This is a genomic window from Exiguobacterium sp. RIT594, from assembly GCF_003339585.1.
In the GTDB taxonomy this organism is placed as follows: Bacteria; Bacillota; Bacilli; order Exiguobacteriales; family Exiguobacteriaceae; genus Exiguobacterium_A.
On record NZ_QPKF01000001.1, the window covers coordinates 1,630,769 to 1,653,239 of the forward strand.

At 48.2% G+C, this 22,471-nt stretch carries 22 protein-coding genes; 2 read left to right on the forward strand and 20 right to left on the reverse strand.

The window, feature by feature from the left end:
• Positions 1-9: 9 nt before the first annotated feature.
• The 5 genes from lpdA to DVG79_RS08505 all read right to left on the reverse strand — a co-directional run bounded on the left by lpdA (position 10) and on the right by DVG79_RS08505 (position 6,381).
• Positions 10-1,431, reverse strand: coding sequence for a dihydrolipoyl dehydrogenase (gene lpdA, locus DVG79_RS08485; RefSeq protein ID WP_114596333.1), 1,422 nt, complete (start codon positions 1,429-1,431; stop codon positions 10-12).
• The gene (buk, locus tag DVG79_RS08490; protein WP_114596334.1) at positions 1,401-2,504 is read right to left on the reverse strand and encodes a butyrate kinase; all 1,104 of its coding nucleotides are present in this window, start codon (positions 2,502-2,504) and stop codon (positions 1,401-1,403) included. Before buk ends, lpdA begins: the two co-directional genes overlap by 31 nt.
• A 17-nt stretch (positions 2,505-2,521) precedes the next feature.
• Positions 2,522-3,646, reverse strand: a complete 1,125-nt coding sequence (locus DVG79_RS08495; RefSeq protein ID WP_114596335.1) for a Glu/Leu/Phe/Val family dehydrogenase — start codon at positions 3,644-3,646, stop codon at positions 2,522-2,524.
• 13 nt (positions 3,647-3,659) lie between these two features.
• The gene (yqiS, locus tag DVG79_RS08500) at positions 3,660-4,580 is read right to left on the reverse strand and encodes a phosphate butyryltransferase (RefSeq protein ID WP_255412937.1); all 921 of its coding nucleotides are present in this window, start codon (positions 4,578-4,580) and stop codon (positions 3,660-3,662) included.
• Positions 4,581-4,725: 145 nt separating this feature from the next.
• Positions 4,726-6,381, reverse strand: a complete 1,656-nt coding sequence (locus DVG79_RS08505) for a sigma 54-interacting transcriptional regulator (protein WP_114596337.1) — start codon at positions 6,379-6,381, stop codon at positions 4,726-4,728.
• Between the two features lie 121 nt (positions 6,382-6,502).
• Between DVG79_RS08505 and DVG79_RS08510 the strand changes: the two genes are divergently transcribed.
• On the forward strand, positions 6,503-6,757 hold the full coding sequence (locus tag DVG79_RS08510) for a DUF2627 domain-containing protein (protein WP_114596338.1): 255 nt from the start codon (positions 6,503-6,505) through the stop codon (positions 6,755-6,757).
• 806 nt (positions 6,758-7,563) lie between these two features.
• Here the strand turns inward: DVG79_RS08510 and spo0A are convergent.
• From spo0A to aroQ, 15 genes are all read right to left on the reverse strand, one after another.
• Positions 7,564-8,277 (reverse strand): sporulation transcription factor Spo0A, encoded by a 714-nt coding sequence (gene spo0A / locus DVG79_RS08520; protein WP_114596340.1) that lies wholly within the window; start codon positions 8,275-8,277, stop codon positions 7,564-7,566.
• 3 nt (positions 8,278-8,280) lie between these two features.
• Entirely contained in the window at positions 8,281-9,987 is a 1,707-nt protein-coding gene (gene recN / locus DVG79_RS08525) for a DNA repair protein RecN (RefSeq protein WP_114596341.1), read from the reverse strand.
• Positions 9,988-9,999: 12 nt separating this feature from the next.
• Complete coding sequence (gene ahrC / locus DVG79_RS08530) at positions 10,000-10,449, reverse strand: transcriptional regulator AhrC/ArgR (RefSeq protein WP_114596342.1); 450 nt, start codon at positions 10,447-10,449, stop codon at positions 10,000-10,002.
• 142 nt (positions 10,450-10,591) lie between these two features.
• Positions 10,592-11,398, reverse strand: coding sequence for a TlyA family RNA methyltransferase (locus DVG79_RS08535; protein ID WP_114596343.1), 807 nt, complete (start codon positions 11,396-11,398; stop codon positions 10,592-10,594).
• Positions 11,399-11,404: 6 nt separating this feature from the next.
• Complete coding sequence (dxs, locus tag DVG79_RS08540; RefSeq protein ID WP_114596344.1) at positions 11,405-13,291, reverse strand: 1-deoxy-D-xylulose-5-phosphate synthase; 1,887 nt, start codon at positions 13,289-13,291, stop codon at positions 11,405-11,407.
• Between the two features lie 120 nt (positions 13,292-13,411).
• Entirely contained in the window at positions 13,412-14,281 is an 870-nt protein-coding gene (locus DVG79_RS08545; protein WP_114596345.1) for a polyprenyl synthetase family protein, read from the reverse strand.
• Entirely contained in the window at positions 14,278-14,499 is a 222-nt protein-coding gene (gene xseB / locus DVG79_RS08550) for an exodeoxyribonuclease VII small subunit (RefSeq protein ID WP_026828907.1), read from the reverse strand. The genes DVG79_RS08545 and xseB overlap by 4 nt, the downstream gene beginning before the upstream one ends.
• Positions 14,477-15,820, reverse strand: coding sequence for an exodeoxyribonuclease VII large subunit (gene xseA / locus DVG79_RS08555; protein ID WP_114596346.1), 1,344 nt, complete (start codon positions 15,818-15,820; stop codon positions 14,477-14,479). Before xseA ends, xseB begins: the two co-directional genes overlap by 23 nt.
• Complete coding sequence (gene folD / locus DVG79_RS08560; RefSeq protein ID WP_114596347.1) at positions 15,817-16,650, reverse strand: bifunctional methylenetetrahydrofolate dehydrogenase/methenyltetrahydrofolate cyclohydrolase FolD; 834 nt, start codon at positions 16,648-16,650, stop codon at positions 15,817-15,819. The genes xseA and folD overlap by 4 nt, the downstream gene beginning before the upstream one ends.
• Positions 16,651-16,715: 65 nt before the next feature.
• Positions 16,716-17,141 (reverse strand): transcription antitermination factor NusB, encoded by a 426-nt coding sequence (gene nusB / locus DVG79_RS08565; RefSeq protein WP_114596348.1) that lies wholly within the window; start codon positions 17,139-17,141, stop codon positions 16,716-16,718.
• 119 nt (positions 17,142-17,260) lie between these two features.
• Positions 17,261-18,613, reverse strand: a complete 1,353-nt coding sequence (gene accC, locus DVG79_RS08570; protein ID WP_114596349.1) for an acetyl-CoA carboxylase biotin carboxylase subunit — start codon at positions 18,611-18,613, stop codon at positions 17,261-17,263.
• Positions 18,614-18,627: 14 nt separating this feature from the next.
• Positions 18,628-19,083 carry an acetyl-CoA carboxylase biotin carboxyl carrier protein gene (gene accB, locus DVG79_RS08575; protein WP_114596350.1) on the reverse strand — a complete coding sequence of 152 codons (456 nt, stop codon included), beginning with the start codon at positions 19,081-19,083 and terminating at the stop codon, positions 18,628-18,630.
• Between the two features lie 179 nt (positions 19,084-19,262).
• The gene (gene efp / locus DVG79_RS08580; RefSeq protein ID WP_026833564.1) at positions 19,263-19,829 is read right to left on the reverse strand and encodes an elongation factor P; all 567 of its coding nucleotides are present in this window, start codon (positions 19,827-19,829) and stop codon (positions 19,263-19,265) included.
• A gap of 34 nt (positions 19,830-19,863) precedes the next feature.
• Positions 19,864-20,928 (reverse strand): M24 family metallopeptidase, encoded by a 1,065-nt coding sequence (locus DVG79_RS08585; RefSeq protein ID WP_114596351.1) that lies wholly within the window; start codon positions 20,926-20,928, stop codon positions 19,864-19,866.
• 18 nt (positions 20,929-20,946) lie between these two features.
• Positions 20,947-21,369 (reverse strand): type II 3-dehydroquinate dehydratase, encoded by a 423-nt coding sequence (gene aroQ, locus DVG79_RS08590; RefSeq protein ID WP_114596352.1) that lies wholly within the window; start codon positions 21,367-21,369, stop codon positions 20,947-20,949.
• A 157-nt stretch (positions 21,370-21,526) separates the two neighbouring features.
• Here aroQ and DVG79_RS08595 point away from each other — a divergent pair, with 157 nt between their 5' ends.
• Positions 21,527-22,459 carry a DUF1385 domain-containing protein gene (locus DVG79_RS08595; RefSeq protein ID WP_114596353.1) on the forward strand — a complete coding sequence of 311 codons (933 nt, stop codon included), beginning with the start codon at positions 21,527-21,529 and terminating at the stop codon, positions 22,457-22,459.
• Positions 22,460-22,471 lie beyond the last annotated feature (12 nt).

A 22,471-nucleotide genomic window follows, 5' to 3' on the forward strand; every position in this document is an offset into this window, starting at 1 on the left:
TTTTCCTCCTTAGGCGTGAACCGCTAATCCGTCAACTGCGAGTGCTGCTTCACCGAATGCTTCTGAAAGTGCCGGGTGTGGGTGGACGAGTTGTCCGACTTCCCATGCCGTTGCATTCAGGACGAGCGCAAGACCGCCTTCACTGATTAATTCAGTTGCTTTTGGTCCAACGATATGGACGCCGACCAAATCATCCGTTTTCGCATCGGAAACGAGTTTAATGAAGCCTGCCGCTTCCCCTTCAATCCGGGCTTTTCCGAGACCGTTAAACGAGAACATCCCTGTTTTGACGTCCAGTCCCGCTGCGACAGCCTCAGCTTCCGTCAAGCCGACCGAGGCGGCTTCCGGCACACTGTAAATACAACGTGGAACAAACGCATAGTTCAGTGGTGTCGTCGAACCGTTGACAATCGTCTCGACCGCTTTTGCACCTTCTGCCGATGCGACGTGCGCGAGTTGCAGACGTCCGATGACATCACCAATCGCAAAGATGTGGTTATCCTTCGTCCGGAACTCATCATCGACCTGGATGAAGCCGTTCTCAACGACGATGTTCGTATTTTCAAGTCCGATGCCCTCGATATTCGCCATCCGACCGATCGCGACCAACAACTTATCTGCCGCAAGCGTCGTTTTGTCGCCGTTACGGTCGACATCAATCGTCACGCCGGACTCGGTTAACTGGAAACTGTCACTTTGTGCTGCAGCACTCGTCATGATTTTGACGCCGCGCTTTTTGAGCTGACGGGCTACTTCCCGGCTGACCGCCTGATCTTCTGTCGGTAAAATCCGGTCGCTGAATTCGACGACCGTGACCTCGACGTCAAAGTCCGTCAACATCGACGCCCATTCAATTCCGATGACACCCCCACCGATAATGACGATTGATTTTGGTAAGGCGTTCATGTCGAGCGCCTCATCCGAACTGAGCACATACTCGGAATCAAAGGCCAGACCGTTCAATGGGCGTGGACGCGAGCCTGTCGCGACAATCAATTGACGCGGTAAGATCAACTCGCCGTCGCCTTCTTCCGGCTCGACGCTGATTGTTCCCGGCATTGGTGAAAAGATGCTTGGTCCAAGAATCGAACCGCGGCCGTGAAAGACTTCGATTTTTCCTTTTTTCATCAGATGCTGGATGCCGGATTCGAGACCATCGATGATCTCTTGTTTCCGTTGTTTGACCTGTTCGAACCGTAAAAACGATTCCGGTACGTCGACGCCGTATGTAGCGGCGTGTTTGACTGTCTGATAGACGGCTGCCGACTTTAAAAATGCTTTGGACGGGATACATCCACGATGCAGACAGGTTCCCCCGAGTTTTCCTTGTTCTACGATTGCTACCGTTTTCCCGGCTTGTGCAGCACGAATCGCTGCGACATATCCACCGGGTCCACCACCTAGGACAACGACGTCGAATTCTCTAGCCATGTTAGTTCGCCTCCATATTCCTTCACTTGTTCCTCTTGACGCAGTACACGTAACACGCCTTCTGCGAGCGCACGTAACTCATCTTCACCCGGTATCCGGATGACAGATCCGATGTGTGCGATCCGTTCTTCAATCGCTTTTGTTAACCGGTCACTGTATGCGAGTCCGCCCGTTAAAATGACAGCATCGACTTGACCATATAAAACAGCACTTTGGGCCGCGATCTCTTTTGCAACTCGGTAGGCCATCGCCTCATACAGCAGAGCGGCTTTTTCATCGCCGTCATCAATCCGACGTTCGATTTCGACCGCATCATACGTGCCTAAGTGCGCGACAAGTCCGCCTGACCCAACGACCAGACGCTTCATTTCCTCGAGTTTATACTTGGTACTATAACATAGTTCTACTAGTTGACCAACAGGCAGGGACCCGCTTCGTTCCGGTGAAAAAGCACCTTCTCCGTCCAGTCCATTGTTCACGTCAATCACACGTCCGTTCAAATGGGCACCGACTGTGATTCCGCCACCCATATGGGCTACAATCAGCCGTAACTGCTCGTATGGTGTGCCGATTTCTTTGGCATACCGTTTCGCGACTGCTTTTTGATTCAAGGCATGGAAAATACTTTTTCGTTCGAGTTCAGGTAAGCCTGTAAGGCGGGCAATCGGTTCCAGTTCATCTACGACGACCGGGTCGACGATGAAGGCCGGAATCGAGAGCATTTGACCAATCTCATCCGCAAGCAGTCCACCGAGGTTCGAAGCATGAACGCCAAACGTTCCGCTTAACAAATCATCACGCATTTCTTGATTGACCCGGTACGTCCCACTGACGAGTGGACGAAGCAGACCACCACGACCGACGATAGCCGTAAACGCTTTCAATTCAATCCGTTCTTGTGCCAGCACATCAAGGACGACTTGTCGTCTGATCTTCAGCTGATCTGAAAGCGGTCCTCCGACCGCTTCAGCTGAATGGCGCAACGTTTTTGTAAACACTTGCTCTGTTCCATCAAAGATTCCGATTTTCGTTGAGGTTGACCCCGGATTGATGGTTAAAATACGTTCGCTCATTGAAATCCTCCTCTGATTTAACCGCGTGATCCTAAAATGTTTTTATCGCGACGTAAAAACTGGCTGCGGGCACTGCCCATTGTCGCAATCCGTTCTTCCGCCATCTTTTCAGCTGCCCGGTAAGTCGGCAGATGATCACGTTTTGCAATCTCGATGACTTTCGCTACTGCATCATAGACCAGTTCCACTTTTTTCATCGCACGTTCCCGGTTGTATCCGTCGAGTTCGTCCGCGACATTGATGACACCACCTGCGTTGATGACGAAGTCTGGTGTATAGAGAATACCGCGTTCTTGGAGCATGTCCCCATGACGGTCTTCTTTCAGTTGGTTGTTTGCGGCACCGGCAATGATCTTGACCTTTAGTTGTGGAATCGTCTCATCATTTAATGTCGCACCCAGGGCACACGGTGCAAAGATATCAGCATCGACACTGTAAATTTCATCCGGTCCGACGACTAAAGCACCAAACGCTTCTTCCGCACGGCGTAACGCATCTTGATTAATATCCGTGACAATCAATTTCGCGCCTTCTTCGTGCAGATGACGGCATAAGTTAAAGGCAACGTTTCCAACACCTTGAATCGCGATTGTTTTTCCGCCGAGTGAATCTGTACCGTACACTTCTTTCGCTGCAGCTTTCATCCCGCGGTAAACACCGTACGCCGTGACAGGTGACGGATTCCCACTTGATCCGAATGCCGGGCTGACACCTGTTACGAAGTCCGTTTCCATATGAATGTAATCCATATCGGCGACTGTCGTATTGACGTCTTCCGCTGTGATGTAACGTCCGTTTAACGACTGTACGTAACGACCGAATGCACGGAACAACGCTTCTGATTTTTGAGTCTTCGCATCACCGATGATGACAGCTTTCCCCCCACCGAGGTTAAGACCGGCTGCGGCATTTTTGTATGTCATACCTTTTGCCAATCGTAACGCATCAATCAAGGCTTCCTCATCCGACGCATAGTTCCACATCCGGAGTCCGCCGAGTGCCGGTCCGAGTGTCGTATCATGAATCGCGATGATGGCTTTTAACCCGGAGACTTTATCGTGACAAAAAACGACCTGCTCGTAATCTTCCATTGCCATTGTTTCAAAAATACTGAATCGTGCTTCTACGTTTGTTTCAACCATCGTTAGTTCCCCCTTAGATTGTTTGTTTAATTTTTTTAATAGGCTGCGCATTAAGTAAAGCAAAGGCCAATGAATACAGTTTCGCTTCCGCCGTATCGGCCCGACTCGTCAAGACGACCGGTGCTTTGGCTCCGACCAAGATAGCCGCGACCGAAGCGTGCGCAAAATACATCAGTGATTTATAAATCACGTTTCCAACCTCAATTTGCGGAACGACGAGTAGATCGGCTGCCCCCGCAACGTCTCCTGTCAGTCCCTTTTGTTTCGCCGCTTCTAGATTGACAGCATTATCGAGAGCGAGTGGACCGTCAACAAGGCAATCCTTGATCTGTCCGCGTCGATTCATTTGTGTCAGTAAGGCAGCATCAATCGTTGCCTGCATCGTCGGATTAACGACTTCGACAGCCGCCAACACCGCCACTTTCGGCAAAGAGTATCCGACTGCCCGAAGTGCGGTCACCCCGTTTTCGATGATGTGGACTTTATCTTCCAGTGTCGGCGCGATATGAATCGCAGCATCCGTCAATCCGATGGCAGTCTCCCGTCCCGGTACTTCAAACAACGCGACATGAGACAACACATTTCCTGACCGTAAACCTGTTTCCTTATTTAAAACAGCTTTCATGAACGTTGCTGTCGGAACAAGTCCCTTCATCAAGACATCCGCATCCCCTTTGCGGACAGCATAAGCGGCACGCTCGGCTGCTTCTTGTGCCGTGGCCGTATGCGTGATGACGAATTGCGCCTCACTCAACTGCCGTTCATGAATCATTTTTTGAATACGTGTCGCATCCCCAAACAAATGAAAACGGGCTAAATCGTTCTCAATTGCCAACGCCACGGCATCCATTACTTCTTCATCATCTGCTGATGCAATCGCAACGACTGCATCTTCAAGATCTGCTGCCTGCTGAACCATCTGTTCAAACCTCAAGCCATTTCCCCCCTTACCTGTCGTTCTCTTTATTTAATAGCAATTTTCATGCCAATTTTAAAACGACGATATACCAACATTTACTCTTTTATTTTTGCATGGAATTGCATTTATTTGCAATATGTTGCATGCAATAAATTGCAAATCAACACCGGATATTAAACCGCTCCACTTTGTAATAAAGAGCTCGTAAAGAGATGCCTAATTGTTTAGCCGCTTCAGTCTTGTTTCCATTTACAACATCCAGCGCCTCCCGAATCAATTGTTCTTCCACGTGCGACATCTCATCCGACAGGTGTTTGATTTCTTTTTTCGGACGTTCCGATCGTTTAGGTGGCGTCGAAACTACCAGTTGCAAATGACCTTTTCGTAAGACCTGCTCCGTTTTATCCGTAAAAATCAGTGCACGTCCGATGACATTTTCGAGTTCACGGACGTTTCCTTTCCACGTCTGTTTTCGAATGGCATCCAAAGCGTCTTCGGAAACCCGTTCGACGGATCGTCCGTAACTTTGATTTAATTTACGCAACAGATGTGTCGTCAACGGCGCAAGATCGTCAGGTCGTTCACGGAGAGCCGGAATATGGATCGGTAACCGGTTGATGCGGTAATATAAATCTTCCCGGAATTCCCCGGTGATGATTTTTTGCTCGAGATTGGCATTCGTCGCTGCAATGATTCGGACATCGACCGGGACTGCTTTCGCTCCGCCTACGCGTACGACTTCATTTTCTTGCAACACCCGTAATAACTTCGCCTGGACATCAAGCGGCAGTTCACCAATCTCATCTAAAAACAGCGAGCCGCCATGTGCTTCTTCAAAATATCCTCGTTTCCCGCCACGACGGGCTCCCGAGAACGCTCCGTCTTCATAACCAAACAACTCGCTTTCAAGCAGGCTCGGTGCAATCGCTGCACAATTGACCCGGACGAATTGTTCATACCGACGATCACTTGCAGCATGAATCGCATGTGCAAACAATTCCTTTCCGGTACCGGATTCTCCCCGGATTAAGACATTGACCGGCATCGTCGCTGCAAGCTTCGCCTGATCCACGACAAAACGCATCGATTCACTTTCAGCGATGATGTCATCAAACGTGTATTTCGCTTCAAGCGTCCGGATTTTTTGTTTGGCAGCTTTCAGTTCTTTCGTTAATGCTTTCATTTCCGAGATATCCCGGATCACACCAACGGATCCCCGTACTTGACCATCCACGACGACAGGAGCTGCATTCACGATAATATCCCGTCTGTCTTGACCAATCTTCATCCGGGCATCGCGGACACTTTCCCCCGTTTCGAGTACCCGTAAATGGACCGATTCCTGCATCCCGATATCCGCGCTTGCCGGTTTACCGATGACGTCATCCTCTGTATAACCGGTCATTCGCGTATATGCCGGATTGATCAGCATCGTCTCACCCGCCTGATCCGCGACTGAAATCGCTTCGCTCGTACAATGAATGATCGCTTCGAGCATCCGTTCCTTTTCTGCCAGTCGTTCCAGTAACACACGAACGAATTCTCCCGGTAAAACGGCGGCGTCCGGAAAATAATGAATCAATTGTTCCAGCACACCGTGTTCTCCGGTCGCGTCAATAATAAAATCAATGGCTGTTCCCTGAAAAGCCGCCCAAGTTTTTTCTACCCGAATTTGTCCCCGTTTTGCGAGTTGAACGCCTATCGCGTGTTCGTCTGGATCGACGACCCCGATAACCGTCAACAAAGGCGAACGTTGAAAAGCATGTAATACTTCTGTTCCACCGCGCCCCGCACCAACAATCAAGAGATGATGCATTCTGATTCCCCCTTTGAAACTGCTTACATCTTTATCCTACCTGTATTAAAACAGGAGGGCAAATCGAATTCGCAGTCATCTGGATTTTCTGATACAATACGCTTGGAAAGGGGTCACAATCATGCGAATCATCGGTCTATTGTCTTTGTTCATCCCGGGTGTCATCGGTGCCATTGGCATCAAGCTGATGCGGGACAGTGTTTTCTTAAAAGCTCAGTTCCCCTTCCGGTATCTAGGGGATTCTGCCTATGTATATGTTTTACAAGGGTTCACCGGTTTAGCGTTAGCTATTGGCGGCATCGGTTTCGTCGCAGGTTATGTTTTTTACCGCGATCGTAAACGTGGCAAAGTGTCGGATCGTTATCAAAAAAAATAAGCACACAAAAAGGTCCCCATCTCTTGAACTCATTTCAAGCGCGGGACCTTTTATTCATATAAAGTTGGTTTCACTTACGGATGAACTCCTCTCATAGTAGAACTATTCGTGTACTTCAAAACCATAGGTGGTCCTCTTAATGAAGAGGTTGAAAGAAATCAGATTTGGCTATCGGGCGATCGATAGAAAGATAAAGCTACTCCATCATCTGACTTTACTTGGACCTAGGTGAAGCATAATGTCATCCGCTTAACGCAGTCGATCATTCGGTTGCTAACATTCACTGCTAGACAACACTCCTTTTCACGAACTGTACTTGTTACGGGTCTTGCTTGGTCTTGCTTGGTCTTGCTTGGTCTTGCTTGGTCTTGCTTGGTCTTGCTTGGTCTTGCTTGGTCTTGCTTGGTCTTGCTTGGTCTTGCTTGGTCTTGCTTTGGACGTTTATTTTACGTTACCCTCCACTTTTTCCTTGCTTCGAAATCGTGAAGTTTCATACCTGTTTGAAATAAATCTTCCAAAAAAGATATGAAATGCCTTGGTAAAAACTCTACCAAGAGAATGTCGTCCCTCATTCTTGAGCCGTTTACAGGTGGCGACCTGAGATGAAATGTGTTGAACGGTTTTCCGGGAACCAATTCGACTCGACGTTCATCTGACGTCTTTCCAAATCATTTGGTACCTTTATTATAACAAACATTTTAGTTTATGCAACATTTATTTAATGAATATTCAGTTTTTATTAATCTATTCAAAAAAATCAGGATTATGCGGATACGTTCATCCGTACAAACCTGATTTCTCTCTGTTCAAGATCCGTTCATATGATTTGACACATAAGAAATGAACTCGGAATTTTTTGGACTTTTCTGTTGTTCAATCCGTCCGTTGAATAAGGTATGTTCACTCATACCTTCTTTCCAGGCCGACTTAATCGCATGACGCATCGCCCGTTCGACACGAGAAGAAGTTGTTTCATGTTTTTTAGCAATCATCGGGTATAACTCTTTTGTGATCAACCCCAATAAATCTTCTCGTTCAAGTACCATCAAGACGGCATCTTTTAAGTACGTGAACCCTTTGATATGCGGAGCAATCCCAATTTCCCGTAGCGTGGTTCCGACTTTCGTTTCAACCGGTTCTGCTTGGTTCGTCTGGACACCGTGAACGACAAGGCGGATTTTATTGACGAGTTGATCCAGACTAAACGGTTTTAATAAAAAGTAGGCAGCGCCCAGTGAAACCGCTTGTTGCGATACTTCATCTTTTCCGAATGCACTTAACATGATGACAGCCGGACTGTTCTTTTGATTCGTCAATGCTTCCAAGACACCCAATCCGTCGAGATGAGGCATGATGATATCTAATAACAGGACGTCCGTCTCGACATGCTCCAATTTCTCGAGGCAACTTTCGCCGTTATAGGCGACACATACCACTTCCATGTCTTCTTGTGCAGATAGATGTTGCCGAATCAATTCGACCATCTCACGGTTATCATCTGCAATCCCCACTCTAATCAATTGTTACACCCCATTTTTAAGCGATTCCTTCATATGCATTGCCTGTTCCATCAGTTCTTCTGCATGACGCAACGTCAAATCCGTCATATGTGTACCGGAAATCATCCGTCCCAGTTCATTTCCACGCTCCGAGTCCGTCAGAACGTTGACCTGTGTCGTCGTCCGGTCCGTCTCTTCGATTTTCCGGATATACAAATGTTGATCCGCAATGGAAGCAACTTGAGGCAAGTGAGTGATACACAACACTTGACTGTCGATCGACAGACGATAAATCTTTTCCGCCATCGCTTGGGCGACACGACCGGATACACCTGTATCCACCTCATCAAAGATGATGGATGCCACACCGACTGAACGTGAGAAAATCGATTTCAGCCCCAGCATGATACGTGACAATTCACCGCCCGAAGCAACTTTCCCAAGTGATTTAAATGGTTCTCCGGCATTCGTCATAATATAGAACTCAACGAAATCGATTCCATTTCTACGTAAAGTCGGTACCTTTCCGTCCTGTAGGAAACGAATTTCAAACCGGGCTTTTTCCATATACAACTGACGCAGCTCGAGATGAATCGCTTCACCTAAAAGATGTGCTTCTTTTCTCCGGACTTGGGACAACTCGCCACCGATTTCGAACAGTTCCGTTTCCAACTGTTCCACTTCAGTTTTCAGTTTCTCAATCCGCTCATCCCGGTTCGTCATCGTATCCAGTTCCACACCGATTCTTTTCCCGTAGGCGATGACTTCTTCAATCGTCGCCCCGTATTTCCGCTTCAACTGCTGGAATACGGATAAACGGAGTTCGATTTCATCGAGCCGGTTCGAATCAAACTCTAATGTTTCCAGTTGATCACGGACCGCATATCCGACTTCCTCCAGCGCGTAAAATGCATTCGCGAGGGTATCACTTTGACCTGAAAACTCGTCATCGATACTTGAAGCCTGCTGCAATTCACGCATCGCGTCTCCTACGGAATCGATACCGCGTCGTTCATCATGCAACGCATCGTAAGCCGCACTGAGCGAAGCATGAAGCTTTTCGAAGTTCGCTAACCGGTTTCGTTCGCTCAACAACTCTTCTTCTTCTCCTGTTCGGAGTTTCGCACTGTCGATTTCTTCCGTTTGAAAGGACAGCAAATCGATGCGTTGCGCTAATTCCTGCTCGCTTTGCGCCAACGCTTGTAAGGCATCACGTTTTTCTTCATACTGCTGAAAACGTTCCTGATACCGTTCGAGAATCGGAGCAATCGTCGCATGTCCGAAATCATCCAAAATGGTTTGATGATACGTACTTTCCATCAGATGTTGATGTTCGTGCTGACCGTGCAGATCGACAAGCGCCCGTCCGAATTCCCGCAAAATCGTCAACGTGACTAATTTATGGTTGACGCGACAGACACTTTTCCCGGAAGCAAACAAGTCACGTCGTAAAATGATCATCCCGTCTTCCATGTCGATCCCGTACTCTTCGGCTAACGTATATGCCATATGACCGTCTTCAATCATGAAGAGACCTTCTAATTCCGCCTTGTCCTCACCGTACCGGACAAATTCAGCAGACCCGCGACCACCGATCAGTAATCCAATCGCATCCAACACGATCGATTTACCGGCTCCTGTCTCTCCGGTCAAGACCGTCATACCTTTTTTAAAATCAATCTGTAGCTGGTCAATGATTGCAAATTGTTTTATCGATAGTTCAGCTAACATCTTGTCAACTCCTTACAACATTCCTAAAATACGTTCAGTCACTTCCGCTGCCGCTTCTTCGTTTCGCGTAATCATCAGTATCGTATCGTCTCCGCAGACCGTACCGAGCAACTCCGGCCAGTTTAAATGATCAAGGAGGACTCCTAATGCGTTAGCATTCCCCGGTAAAACATGCATGACAATCAAATTTTGAGCAGAATCAATCGAGATGAAGCTATCTCCGAGTAACCGGCGTAACTTTCCGAGTGGATTGAACCGCTGATCGGCAGGCAAACTGTATTTATATCGTCCATCATTTAACGGTACTTTTACGAGATGGAGTTCTTTAATGTCTCGAGAGACGGTAGCCTGTGTTACTTTATACCCTGCATTTCGAAGTTCCTCGACCAACTCATCTTGTGTTTCGATTTCTGACTGCGTAATGATTTCCCGAATCTTGATTAACCGTTGCCCCTTTGTCATCCTTGCACCTCACAGTTTTTCTTCACTGATACTATTGTAATCCAATAATTCGATAAAAGTCCATGCTTGCCCTATTCATTCCTGACAAATCAAAAACAGACTCCATCATCTTTGACGGAGTCTGCTCAAAAATCGATTGGACTTACAGCGCAGCATGTGCGAGGCGGACGGTTTCAAGCGGATCGACCGACTCTTCCATTCCCGGTGTCTTGAGCTCGGCATGCAAGAGAAACTCAATATTTCCTTCACCGCCGGTAATCGGTGAGAAATCTAATTGTTTGACGTAAAATCCTTCACGGACGAAGAAATCCACCATCTCTTTGAGTACACGTTCATGAATCCGTTCGTCCCGAACGATTCCTTTTTTACCGACATCATCGCGTCCCGCTTCAAACTGCGGTTTGACGAGCGCGATGACATCCCCACCCTGAGCTAGAATGGCTTTTAAGGGCGGAAGAATTAATCGGAGCGAAATGAAAGAGACATCAATCGTCGCAAAGCTTGGCTGAATCGAAAACATGTCTGGCGTCGCATGGCGGAAATTTGTTTTCTCCATCGCCGTCACACGATCGTCCGACCGTAATTTCCAGTCCAGTTGATTTGACCCGACATCGAGCGCATACATATGTGCAGCTCCGTTTTGTAAGGCACAATCCGTGAAACCGCCTGTTGAAGAGCCGATATCAAGACCAATCCGTCCGGATACATCGATATCGAATACAGCTAGTGCTTTCTCCATCTTATATCCGCCACGACCGACATATGGCATGACTTGACCTTTAACCGTCAAATCGATGTCTGACTTCACTTTTTCACCGGCTTTTTCGAGTCGTTCCGTTCCACTGAATACAAGACCTGCCATAATGGTCCGTTTTGCTTTTTCACGTGTTTCACATAAACCGCGCTCGACGAGTAAGACGTCGAGGCGGATTTTTTTTACAGTTTCCATGAATCGTTACACACTCTGTTTCTTTCCTTGATTGACAAACAAACGAACTTCTTCCGCAATTTGTCCAGGCAATAATCCGATTTCTTCTAACAATTCGTTGACGCCGCCGTGTTCGATATACCAGTCTGGAATACCAAATCGTTTGACGCGCGGGAAAGCTTCCTGTTCATTGGCATGTTCAAGAACAGCTGAACCGAATCCACCTTTAAGCACCGCTTCTTCAAGCGTCACGAGTGGAATGCCTTCTGCATATAAAGCTGTCAACATTTTTTCATCCAGTGGTTTAATCGTTCGGGCATTGATGACGCGTACCGATAACTCTCCTTCAAGAAGTTCCGCGATTTTCAAGGCGTCTTGCACTTGTGGACCAAACGCCATGATGGCGACATCCGTTCCTTCGCGCTCCACGTCCCATGTATCAAGCGAAATCTCATGGAGTGTCTCATCCATCGGCACACCGATTCCTTCTCCACGCGGGAAACGGACAGCAATCGGACCTTCGTGTTTAACAGCCGAATAAAGAAGATGTTGGAGTTCGTTCTCATCTTTCGCCATGACAATCCGTATGTTTGGCACGTGGCGCATAAAAGCGATATCAAAGACACCTTGGTGTGTCTCGCCATCAGCACCGACGAGACCAGAACGGTCAATCGTAAACGTGACGTCCAGGTTCTGACGTGCAACGTCATGAACGAGTTGGTCGTATGCGCGCTGGAAGAAGGTCGAGTAGATCGAGACGACCGGTTTCATTCCTTGTGTTGCCTGACCGGCAGCGAACGTGACGGCATGTTGTTCCGCAATCCCGACATCAAACATCCGCTCCGGGAATTCTTTCTCAAAACAATCGAGTTTTGATCCGACGCTCATGGCCGGTGTGATCAGTGTCAATTTGTCGTCCTCACGGGCCATCTTCGTTAACGTATCTGCTACTGTAAACGAATAGCTTGGTGCTTTTGATTTCCCTTTAATGACTTCACCCGACTCCATCTTGTACGGTCCAAGACCGTGCCATGTGCCGATGCCGTCGTATTCAGCAGGACGATATCCTTTTCCTTTTTTCGTGATGACATGAAGCAGGACAGGTCCTTCTTCTTTCTTCACGTAGTTCAGCTGTTCAATTAAATCGTTCAGATCATGACCATCGACCGGTCCGTAATAATTGAAACCGAGTTCTTCAAAGAACATGCCGGGAACAAGTGCCCCTTTGACAGCCTCCTTGATTTTCTCTCCGCCTTTTTCCAGCTTCCCGCCGATCAAAGGAATTTTTTTAATCAACGTTTCCAGTTCATCTTGCGCATAACGGACTTTGCGGGAAGAACGGATTCTTCCTAACATTTGGTGCATTGCTCCGACATTCGGTGCAATGGACATCTCGTTGTCGTTTAAGATGACGATGACGTTTTGTTGTTCCGCTCCGATATGGTTTAAGGCTTCGAGTGCCATCCCGCCTGTCAACGCACCATCCCCGATGATGGCAATTGCCCGGTCATCGTTTCCTTTTAACTCATTCGACACAGCAATCCCCATCGCTGCCGAAAGTGAAGTCGAGCTGTGCCCGGTTTCCCAGACATCATGGATACTCTCGTTGCGTTTCGGGAACCCGCACAACCCTTTGTGTTGACGTAACGTATCAAACTGGCCTGCCCGTCCTGTCAGAATTTTATGCACGTACGCTTGGTGTCCAACATCCCAGACGAATTTATCGTTCGGACTGTCAAATTCACGGTGAAGCGCTAACGTCAGTTCAACGACACCTAAATTCGGTGCTAAATGTCCACCCGTTGTTGCTAGTTCTTCAATCAAAAAGCGTCGGATGTCGCCTGCGAACAGTTCTAATTCCGAGACTGACATACGCTTTAAAAATGACGGATCCTGTATCTCTGTCAACTTCATACCTTACCGCCTCTTTCCCTTGCATTCTTATATGGTTTGTACCCTACATTGTACTAGAACAATCTTGCGAATGCCACATTCCCGGCGCATAAAAAAAGACGGCATACTACGCCGCCTCTCTTAATGGTCACGCTTGACGACGAAGTCGAGCAAATCTTTAAGCGGTGCCGCTTCGACGGAAAGTGCTTCGATTGCTTTATCTGCTGCCGTCACCTGGGCTGCAAGTGCCCGTTCCGCCCCGTCAAGACCTAGTAGTTTGGGATATGTTGCTTTGTCATTTCCTTCATCACTGCCAACCGGTTTGCCAATCTTGTCAGCGTCTCCGGTTACGTCCAAAATGTCGTCTTGAATCTGAAACGCAATCCCGAGATGACGGCCGTATCGCTTCAAATGTTTGAGATCCGCTTCTGTAACGCCGGCTAAAATACCACCTGCTTCGACTGCGAAAATCAACAATGCTCCCGTTTTCCGACGGTGAATCGACTCAAGTTCTTCCGCGTCATTGATTCCGCCGCGCTCCCCCAGCATATCGTCTAACTGACCGCCAACCATTCCGGCTGCACCTGCCGCCGTTGCAAGTCGCTCGAGCAATTTCACTTTGATTTCTGCCGTCGCCGTCGTCTCGAGTAAACACGTAAAGGCATTCGTCAGTAACGCATCACCAGCGAGAATCGCCGTCGCTTCGTCAAATTGGATGTGGTTTGTCGGACGTCCGCGTCGCATATCATCATCGTCCATCGCCGGTAAGTCATCATGGATCAACGAATATGTATGAATCATCTCAAGCGCTGCCGCTGTTGCGTCACCCATCTTGCGGTCGATCCCATACGCATCGAGAACAGCATAAATCAGCGCCGGCCGGACACGTTTGCCACCTGCATCAAGCGAATAACGCATGGCCTCCCGCAGACGATCCGGTGCTTCGAGACGGTTCATGAATGTTTCGAGCGCTTGTTCCACCTGCGTTTTCCACTCTGTTAAGACAATCATTGTGATCCCCCTTTTTCACGTAACGTGCCATCTTGCTCCAAGATTTGATCCAACCGTTGTTCTGCCGTCGACAGTTTCCCTTGACAGAGTGCCGTCAATTTGACACCTTCCTCGTACAAATTCATCGCTTGCTCAAGCGGAGCTTCACCCGCTTCCAGTAATTCGACGATCTCTTCCAACCGCTCTAAAGCCGCTTCAAAGGATTGTTCTGTTTCCATCTTCTTCATCCTCTCGTTTCGCTAGGATACTCCCGTCATGAAACTGAACCCGGAAGGTCTGATCTGACAATTCTGTTACAGAGCGGACGAGTCGTCCATCCTGCTCGACGTATGTATAGCCACGAAGCATGACTTGCGTCGGACTGACCGAGTCGAGTCGGGCAATCATTTGATGGAGCCGATCCTGCTTCGAACGCATGATGGCGTGGATCCGTTCCAGCTGTTTTCGTGTCCGAATCACTTGGCGCCCTTGCTCCGCAAGACGTTCCTGCATCGCAATCCGGGCAAACCGGTTCACCTGATCGGTCAACGCTTGTTGTTTCGTCTGCAGCACTTGCTTCCCAATTCGGTGAAGTCCCATCTCTGCCCGGTCCAACCGTTCCTGTTTTAAACCTAACAACACCCGGGGAGATTTCAATCCGTAACTGGTTGCCAGTCGGTTGACGTGATCTTTACGTTCGTTGATGTACTGAGCATAGTGTCGTGTCAACCTTCGATTCAGCTCAGTGAGACGCTTCGCAAGTTCTACTGCTTCCGGCGTCACAAGTTCTGCCGCGGCTGTTGGGGTCGCCGCACGGACATCCGCCACAAAATCAGAAATTGTAAAGTCTGTTTCGTGACCGACCGCTGACACAATCGGAATTCGTGATTGATGAATCGCCGTTACAACCGACATTTCGTTAAACGCCCACAGCTCCTCGATTGATCCGCCCCCCCGACCGATAATCATCACATCACATGCCTGATGTTCGTTCATCGCTTCAATGGCACGGACGATTTGGGGTGCTGCGTCTTTTCCTTGGACCAAAACAGGTGCAAAGACGATGGCTGCTTGCGGATAACGCCGCCGTAACGTCGTCGCAATATCATGCAGGGCTGCCCCCTTCGGAGATGTCACGATGCCGATTCTTTGCGGGAAGGCCGGCAACGGTAGTTTCTGTTCCGCTTCAAACCACCCTCGGGCTTCGACATCCTCTTTCAATCGGATATAGGCTTCGTAAAGGACACCTACACCGTCCTCCATCATCCGTTCGACGTAGAGCTGCATCTCACCCGACGCGACATATACCGAAATCCGTGCCGTTATGATAACACGGGCACCGTCCCGGATATCCGTTTTGACACGACCGGCATCGCGGGCAAACATAACGGCTTTCATCCGCGACTGTTCGTCTTTCAACGTAAAATAAAGGTGACCGGAAGAGTGTCGTTTAAAGTTCGACACTTCTCCCACCACCTGAACTTGTTGGAGCAACGAGTCATTCTCGAGTTCCCGCTTCACGTACTGGACGAGTTCGGAAACCTGAAGAGGGTTCGTCATTTCGCCGCCTCGATCGTGTTATGAAGCAACATCGTGATCGTCATCGGTCCGACCCCGCCAGGAACTGGTGTAATCATCGAAGCGACCTCTTTCACAGCTTCAAATTCGACATCTCCGACCAACTTCCCGTCTACCCGGTTGACACCGACATCGATGACAACGGCATCCGGCTTGACCATATCGGCTGTAATCAGTTTCGGTACACCGACAGCGACGATCAAAATGTCCGCCTGACGGGTCATCGCACCGAGATCTGCCGTTTTCGAGTGACAATAGGTCACTGTCGCTGATTCATTCAAGAACAGCATACCGACAGGCTTTCCGACGATTTGACTCCGGCCGACGACAACGACATGACGACCGGCAATCGGTACATTCATTTCCTTGACGAGGTGAAGAATGCCGTTTGGTGTACACGGTAAGAAGGTTGGTTCTCCGATCATCATTTTTCCGACCGAGACCGGATGGAATCCGTCGACATCTTTTTCCGGTGAGATGGCGAAGATGACTTTACTTTCATCAATATGTTTTGGCAAAGGTAATTGAACGAGAATACCGTGTACGCTTGCATCGGCATTCAAACGTTCAATCAAGTGAAGCAATTCCGATTCCCCCGTCTCTTCCGGTAGTCGAATTAAATCAGACTCCATACCAATCTCCTGTGCCGCTTTTTCTTTACCACGGACATACGATTGGCTGGCTGGATCTTCCCCAATTAAGATGACGGTCAGCTTCGGTTGAATACGTTGTTCTTTCAGACGTGCGACTTCTTCTTTCAGTTTCAAACGATACGATTGTGCGACTTGTTTCCCATCGATTACGACTGCCATGATTTTGTCCACTCCCCAAAAAATATTCACTTCACTCTTTGCCTGATCAAACTTCTCTGTTTAAGTTAGTTGCTTTGCGGATTTTCTTTCAAACCGTTTTGTTCCACTTCTTGTGCTACTTTTCCTAACACACCGTTGACGATTTTTGTTGCTTCTTCGTCGGCAAAAGCTTTTGTCAATTCAATCGCTTCGTTGATCGTTACCCGGACTGGAATTTTAGCTTCAAATAACAGTTCATACACCGCAAGACGAAGAATCGTCCGTTCAATGTTTCCGAGACGTTCAAATGACCAGTTCACGAGCGCAGCACGCAATTTTTGATCAATTTCCGGTTTATTGGCTTCGACACCCTCGACCAATCGTGTAACAAACGTATCATATTCTTTACCTTCTACTGCGAATTCAATGGCTTCTTGTGCAGACAGATCCGAGAGTTCCATTTGGAACAAAGACTGTACTGCCAGTTCGCGCGCCATATGTCTTTTCATCATGATTTTACGTGCTCCTTTTTTTATCGTTCTCAATCAATTAGTTTAGCACATTCTTTTTTCAAAAAACATAGAGAACGGCAAAAAGACGGGAGTTAAATACAATCGACTCCCGTCCACGATCACTTCACGATTTCGGCTTTTAGTTCACGTTCTGTAAATTTCGTCGTAAACGTTCCCCGACGGAATACAGGATGTGCCAAGACTTTTTGATGGAACGGAATCGTCGTTTTGACCCCCTCGATCCAAAACTCGGATAAAGCCCGTTCCATCTTCGCACAGGCTTCTTCACGTGTTTCGGCATGAACAATCAGTTTGGCGACCATTGAATCATAGTACGGGGGAATCATATACCCCGGATAGACGGCACTATCGATTCGGACACCCATTCCGCCTGGTGCGACGTATTGTGTGACACGTCCAGCATGCGGACGGAAATCGTGATCCGGGTCTTCTGCATTAATCCGGCATTCAATCGAATGCCCCCGGAATTCAATATCCTCTTGCTGAACAGCCAGTGGATGATCGAGCGCTACCTGGAGCTGCGCCTGCACAAGGTCAAATCCCGTGATCATTTCCGTCACCGGATGTTCGACCTGGATCCGCGTATTCATTTCCATAAAGAAGAATTCTTCCGTCTCTTCAACAAAGATGAACTCGATCGTTCCGGCTCCTGTATAGTCAATCGCTTTCGCTGCCTTGACTGCCGCTTCTCCCATCTTCAAACGTGTTTCAGGACTGACGGCCGGCGACGGGGCTTCCTCAATCAGTTTTTGCATCCGTCGTTGAACGGTACAATCCCGCTCCCCAAGATGAATCACGTTTCCGTGACGATCGGCGAGTACCTGAACTTCGACATGACGGAACTCTTCGATAAAACGCTCGAGATACACTTCGCTGTTGCCGAATGCTTGTTTCGCTTCACGGCGCGTTTCATCCAGACCGGTCACGAGTTCTTCCTGTGAACGGGCGACGCGAATGCCTCGTCCACCTCCGCCGGCAGTTGCCTTGATGATAACGGGATAGCCGATTTCATCCGCTAGTTGTAACGCTTCGTCATCCGTGACCGTCCCGTCAGAACCCGGTACGACAGGTACGCCGCAGGCAATCATCGTTTGTTTCGCGACATCCTTGATCCCCATCTGACGGATGGCAGCGGATGTCGGTCCGACGAACTTGATGCCACAGGCTTCACACATCTCGGCAAAATCAACGTTCTCCGCGAGGAACCCGTATCCCGGATGAATCATCGTGACGTTCCGATTGGTCGCAACAGCCAGGATGTTCGTGACATTCAAGTAAGAAGCCGTCGAACTGACATCTCCGATACAATATGCTTCATCTGCTAAACGGACATGCAGGGCATCCCGGTCCGCTGTCGAATAAACGGCAACCGTCTGAATGCCGAGTTCTTTCGCCGCACGAATGATTCGGACCGCAATCTCGCCCCGGTTCGCTATTAAAAGTTTTTCCATTGCCATCACCCCGCTCAAGGACGAATCCGGAAGAGTGGTTGTCCGAATTCAACAAGGTCTCCATCAGCGACGAGAATCTCGACGACCGTTCCGGCTACTTCCGAGTTCAGATTATTAAATAGTTTCATTGCTTCTAAGACACAGACGACTTGACCGACTTCGATCTGATCGCCGACTTTAACGAACGATGGTTTGTCCGGATTCGGACGCGAATAAAACGTTCCGACCATCAACGCATTGATCGTTACTGTATCTGCTTCGACATTTGATTCTTCCGTTGCTGATTCCGTGACGGCTACTGGAGCTTGCGGTGCCGGTGTTGCGACCGGTGCCGGTGCTTGATGGGAAACAACGATGTTATCATTTTGTTTTTTTAGTTTTAACTTATACGTATCGGTTTCAAGAGAAAGTTCATTGACACTCGATTGGTCCAACATTTCGAGTACTTGCTTCAACTGATCAATTTTCATTTTTCTTCATCCCCTATCTCAACATTCACCTTTATTATTATACTTTAATATTATACCAGGTGCTAATGCCTACTCAAATACTAATATTAACTGGTCATACCAAAGGACGCAAGTCAAGACAAGAGGAAAAAACGCCTATCCATCCAAGACGAGGATGCATAGGCGCTTTGAAAGCTGGATTATCCGTTGTAACGCCCTGTGAAATCACCAGTACGTGTATCAACTGTTACTTTTTCTCCTGCTTCGATGAAGAGTGGTACATGGATGATATGTCCCGTCTCAACCGTCGCATTTTTTTTGACGTTTGATGCTGTATCGCCTTTGACGCCCGGTTCTGCTTCAACGATTGTCATGACGATCGTATTCGGCAACTCGATTCCGAGGATTTCACCGTTGTAGACAGCGATTTGAACTTCCATGTTTTCAAGAAGGAACGGGAGCGCCGCTTCGACTTGAGCCGTTGTCAGTTCGAGTTGCTCGTACGATTCTGTATCCATGAAGACATATGTTTCGCCCATCGGATACAAGTATTGCATCTTATTGCGTTCGATGTGGGCACGCTCGACACGTTCACCACCACGGAACGTCATCTCTTGAATGTTTCCGTTACGGATGTTACGCATTTTCGTCCGGACGAATGCCGCTCCTTTACCCGGTTTAACGTGTTGGAATTCAAGGACCTGCCAAATCATTCCGTCTGATGTTTTAATTGTAAGTCCTGTTTTTAAATCGTTTACTGATACCATGAAAAGTTCCTCCTAAATGTTGATCTTGCCGTTTTTACAGTGTGATGAGTTCTTTTGGTGAAGACGAAAGAATTTCACGCCCTGATTCGGTGATCAGGACGTCATCTTCAATCCGACATCCTCCGACTTGTGGTACGTAAATGCCCGGTTCAACCGTCACAATCATACCAGGTTGCAGTTTCGTTTCAGAACGGAACGATAACCCTGGTCCTTCATGTACTTCTAACCCAATTCCATGACCCGTCGAATGACCGAAATATTCCCCATATCCTGCATCCTTAATGATGTCACGTGTCAAAGCGTCTGCTTCAATTCCGGTGATTCCCGGACGTAATCCGTCAACGCCTGCAAGTTGTGCTTGAAGGACGGTGTCGTAAATCTTCTGTAGCTCCGGACTGATCGATCCGATCGCTACAGTACGCGTGATATCCGAGACGTATCCGTTCAGAAGCGCACCAAAATCAAGCGTCACGAGTTCACCTGACTGAATGACTTTCGAACTGGCGACACCGTGCGGTAATGCTGAACGATAACCGGACGCAACAATCGTATCGAATGATGACGACGTCGCACCGTGTTTACGCATGAAGAATTCGAGTTCGTTCGAGACTTCAAGTTCTGTCCGGCCAGCTTGAATATACGTCAAGATGTGGTGGAACGTCGCATCTGCTAAATCCACCGCTTCCTTAATCATCTTAATCTCTGACGAATCCTTAATCAAGCGTAGGTTTTCAACGATTCCAGTCGTCGGAACCAATTCCACGGAAGATGCCTGATCGAACGCTTCGAATGCGCCGAGTGTCATCGCATCTTTTTCGACGCCGACTGCACGCACACGGGCTCCAGCCATCAATTCACCCATCGTTTCAGGGATCGACCGTTCAATCTGGACGATTTCCATTCCCTTCACTTGATCCGCGGCTTGTTCCGTGTAACGGAAATCCGTCACGAAATAAGCTTGTTCAGCCGTCACGAGACATGCACCGCTCGAACCGGTGAATCCAGAAATATATCGGATATTTTCTGCCTTCGTCACGAGAAGACCTGGTAAATCACGTTCCTTAAGAGCTGTTTGGAGTGCTTCAATACGATGTTTCATGTCTGTTTCCCCCTTTGATTATGTAGACGGTTGAATCAATGCTTCGACTGCGAGCAGGTAACCTGTCATTCCTAATCCGCTGATGACTCCTCGGCAAACCGGTGCAAGCATCGAATGATGCCGAAATGCTTCGCGTGCATGAACGTTTGATAAATGAACTTCAATCGTCGGTACATCGATTGCCGCAATCGCATCCCGCAACGCAACACTCGTATGCGTGTATGCTGCCGCGTTCAAAACGATTCCGTCATATCCGCGCGCTCCGTGTAAATAGTCGATCAGTTCTCCTTCATGGTTCGACTGGGCAAACTGAAAATCAACATCTTTAAAACGGTGTTTTATCAGACCTTCCAAATCCGATAGTGTTTGCGTCCCATATGTATCCGGTTCCCGTGTCCCAAGCAAATTTAAGTTCGGTCCATTCAAGACTAAAATCTGCATTTCATCACCTCCAGATTGTCTTTGTTATTGTATCATAAGTCGTTTTCCGCCTCCTAAATTTTCGACCGCTATCGACAGCTGTGCATAGTGTTTTTTTACTAAATCGAGTAAAATGACGGTACACGATATTTTATTTGAAGATGGGATGCGTTTCTCTATGAAAACTGCTCAAGCGCCCGTCGGTGGACAAGCCATCGTCGAAGGGGTCATGTTCCAAAATGCCACACATGCCGTCTCAGCCATTCGTCGAAATGACGATACGATTGAAACGTTCGAACAAAAAAAACCGATCCGGCCACGAATTGCCGTCGGTAAAAAAATCCCGTTAATCCGCGGATTGTTCGCCTTAGTCGAATCTTCGGCGAACGGGGCGAGTCATATGAACTTTGCCAGTGACCGATACGGGGTCAACCCGGGGGAAGAAGAGCCGGAAGAGGCTTCCCAAGGTCAACTGGCGAAATGGCTTGGCGTCGCCCTGCTCGGTGTGTTGTCGTTCTTTTTCGGAAAGCTGATGTTTACACTGCTTCCGGCTTTTTTAGCCTCCCTGTTCAGTTACTTCCCGGCCCTTTCCGGTCACTTGATTCAAAATGTACTGGAAGCTGTGATCAAGTTGACCTTGCTGTTCAGTTACCTCTATCTGATTTCCTTGACTCCGCTCGTCAAACGGCTGTTTCAATATCATGGTGCGGAACATAAAGTCATCAACTGTGTCGAGAGCGGCCAGGCATTGACGGTCGAAAATGTGCGGACAAGCAGCCGTTTGCATTACCGTTGTGGTTCGAGTTTCCTGATTTTCACCGTCATCGTCGGGTTTTTCGTTTATTTAATCGTCCCGACCGACCCGTTATGGTTACGTCTCGTTTGCCGGATTGCGTTACTTCCTGTCGTTATCGGTTTATCTTTTGAGGTTTTACAATTAACAAATAAAGCCCAAAATATTAAAGGTTTACGCGTCATCGCCTTGCCCGGCCTGTGGTTACAGTACTTGACGACAAAAGAACCGGATGATTCTCAGATCGAGGTTGCGATTTACGCGTTTGAAGCACTCGAAAAACAGGAACATAACCTACATGAGAATGCACTTGGTTAATTGATAACAGGG

Coding starts and splice junctions, on each gene's coding strand:
- efp (WP_026833564.1), bottom strand. CDS start 19,829: ATGGTATCAGTAAACGATTTAAAAACAGGACTTACAATTAAAACATCA.
- DVG79_RS08595 (WP_114596353.1), top strand. CDS start 21,527: ATGAAAACTGCTCAAGCGCCCGTCGGTGGACAAGCCATCGTCGAAGGG.
- DVG79_RS08585 (WP_114596351.1), bottom strand. CDS start 20,928: ATGAAACATCGTATTGAAGCACTCCAAACAGCTCTTAAGGAACGTGAT.
- DVG79_RS08545 (WP_114596345.1), bottom strand. CDS start 14,281: ATGATTGTCTTAACAGAGTGGAAAACGCAGGTGGAACAAGCGCTCGAA.
- DVG79_RS08535 (WP_114596343.1), bottom strand. CDS start 11,398: ATGGAAACTGTAAAAAAAATCCGCCTCGACGTCTTACTCGTCGAGCGC.
- aroQ (WP_114596352.1), bottom strand. CDS start 21,369: ATGCAGATTTTAGTCTTGAATGGACCGAACTTAAATTTGCTTGGGACA.
- DVG79_RS08505 (WP_114596337.1), bottom strand. CDS start 6,381: ATGCATCATCTCTTGATTGTTGGTGCGGGGCGCGGTGGAACAGAAGTA.
- folD (WP_114596347.1), bottom strand. CDS start 16,650: ATGGCAGTCGTAATCGATGGGAAACAAGTCGCACAATCGTATCGTTTG.
- DVG79_RS08495 (WP_114596335.1), bottom strand. CDS start 3,646: ATGGTTGAAACAAACGTAGAAGCACGATTCAGTATTTTTGAAACAATG.
- xseA (WP_114596346.1), bottom strand. CDS start 15,820: ATGACGAACCCTCTTCAGGTTTCCGAACTCGTCCAGTACGTGAAGCGG.
- accC (WP_114596349.1), bottom strand. CDS start 18,613: ATGGAAAAACTTTTAATAGCGAACCGGGGCGAGATTGCGGTCCGAATC.
- xseB (WP_026828907.1), bottom strand. CDS start 14,499: ATGGAAACAGAACAATCCTTTGAAGCGGCTTTAGAGCGGTTGGAAGAG.
- buk (WP_114596334.1), bottom strand. CDS start 2,504: ATGAGCGAACGTATTTTAACCATCAATCCGGGGTCAACCTCAACGAAA.
- DVG79_RS08510 (WP_114596338.1), top strand. CDS start 6,503: ATGCGAATCATCGGTCTATTGTCTTTGTTCATCCCGGGTGTCATCGGT.
- recN (WP_114596341.1), bottom strand. CDS start 9,987: ATGTTAGCTGAACTATCGATAAAACAATTTGCAATCATTGACCAGCTA.
- accB (WP_114596350.1), bottom strand. CDS start 19,083: ATGAAAATTGATCAGTTGAAGCAAGTACTCGAAATGTTGGACCAATCG.
- lpdA (WP_114596333.1), bottom strand. CDS start 1,431: ATGGCTAGAGAATTCGACGTCGTTGTCCTAGGTGGTGGACCCGGTGGA.
- dxs (WP_114596344.1), bottom strand. CDS start 13,291: ATGAAGTTGACAGAGATACAGGATCCGTCATTTTTAAAGCGTATGTCA.
- ahrC (WP_114596342.1), bottom strand. CDS start 10,449: ATGACAAAGGGGCAACGGTTAATCAAGATTCGGGAAATCATTACGCAG.
- nusB (WP_114596348.1), bottom strand. CDS start 17,141: ATGATGAAAAGACATATGGCGCGCGAACTGGCAGTACAGTCTTTGTTC.